General features: G+C 47.0%; 2 protein-coding genes. Both read right to left on the bottom strand.

What is annotated here, in order from left to right:
* Positions 1 to 147: 147 nt before the first annotated feature.
* The gene (locus FTE26_RS00915) at positions 148 to 1,008 is read right to left on the bottom strand and encodes a broad-spectrum class A beta-lactamase TEM-1 (RefSeq protein ID WP_000027057.1); all 861 of its coding nucleotides are present in this window, start codon (positions 1,006 to 1,008) and stop codon (positions 148 to 150) included.
* A 182-nt stretch (positions 1,009 to 1,190) separates the two neighbouring features.
* Positions 1,191 to 1,529: recombinase family protein (locus tag FTE26_RS00910; protein ID WP_000407195.1), on the bottom strand; the 339-nt coding region annotated here is incomplete at its 5' end.

The raw sequence follows: 1,529 nt of genomic DNA, 5'->3' as shown, positions 1-1,529 counted from the left end.
GGGGTCTGACGCTCAGTGGAACGAAAACTCACGTTAAGGGATTTTGGTCATGAGATTATCAAAAAGGATCTTCACCTAGATCCTTTTAAATTAAAAATGAAGTTTTAAATCAATCTAAAGTATATATGAGTAAACTTGGTCTGACAGTTACCAATGCTTAATCAGTGAGGCACCTATCTCAGCGATCTGTCTATTTCGTTCATCCATAGTTGCCTGACTCCCCGTCGTGTAGATAACTACGATACGGGAGGGCTTACCATCTGGCCCCAGTGCTGCAATGATACCGCGAGACCCACGCTCACCGGCTCCAGATTTATCAGCAATAAACCAGCCAGCCGGAAGGGCCGAGCGCAGAAGTGGTCCTGCAACTTTATCCGCCTCCATCCAGTCTATTAATTGTTGCCGGGAAGCTAGAGTAAGTAGTTCGCCAGTTAATAGTTTGCGCAACGTTGTTGCCATTGCTGCAGGCATCGTGGTGTCACGCTCGTCGTTTGGTATGGCTTCATTCAGCTCCGGTTCCCAACGATCAAGGCGAGTTACATGATCCCCCATGTTGTGCAAAAAAGCGGTTAGCTCCTTCGGTCCTCCGATCGTTGTCAGAAGTAAGTTGGCAGCAGTGTTATCACTCATGGTTATGGCAGCACTGCATAATTCTCTTACTGTCATGCCATCCGTAAGATGCTTTTCTGTGACTGGTGAGTACTCAACCAAGTCATTCTGAGAATAGTGTATGCGGCGACCGAGTTGCTCTTGCCCGGCGTCAACACGGGATAATACCGCACCACATAGCAGAACTTTAAAAGTGCTCATCATTGGAAAACGTTCTTCGGGGCGAAAACTCTCAAGGATCTTACCGCTGTTGAGATCCAGTTCGATGTAACCCACTCGTGCACCCAACTGATCTTCAGCATCTTTTACTTTCACCAGCGTTTCTGGGTGAGCAAAAACAGGAAGGCAAAATGCCGCAAAAAAGGGAATAAGGGCGACACGAAAATGTTGAATACTCATACTCTTCCTTTTTCAATATTATTGAAGCATTTACCAGGGTTATTGTCTCATGAGCGGATACATATTTGAATGTATTTAGAAAAATAAACAAATAGGGGTTCCGCGCACATTTCCCCGAAAAGTGCCACCTGACGTCTAAGAAACCATTATTATCATGACATTAACCTATAAAAATAGGCGTATCACGAGGCCCTTTCGTCTTCAAGAATTTTATAAACCGTGGAGCGGGCAATACTGAGCTGATGAGCAATTTCCGTTGCACCAGTGCCCTTCTGATGAAGCGTCAGCACGACGTTCCTGTCCACGGTACGCCTGCGGCCAAATTTGATTCCTTTCAGCTTTGCTTCCTGTCGGCCCTCATTCGTGCGTTCTAGGATCCTCCGGCGTTCAGCCTGTGCCACAGCCGACAGGATGGTGACCACCATTTGCCCCATATCACCGTCGGTACTGATCCCGTCATCAATGAACCGGACTGCCACGCCCTGAGCGTCAAATTCCTTTATCAGTTGGATCATATCGGC

It is taken from the genome of Escherichia sp. S10b (genome assembly GCF_028421345.1).
Taxonomy (GTDB): Bacteria; Pseudomonadota; Gammaproteobacteria; order Enterobacterales; family Enterobacteriaceae; genus ECMA0423.
The sequence above is the reverse complement of the archived record's forward strand: the minus strand, read 5'-3'. Positions and strand labels throughout refer to the sequence as shown.

Coding starts and splice junctions, on each gene's coding strand:
- FTE26_RS00915 (WP_000027057.1), bottom strand. CDS start 1,008: ATGAGTATTCAACATTTTCGTGTCGCCCTTATTCCCTTTTTTGCGGCA.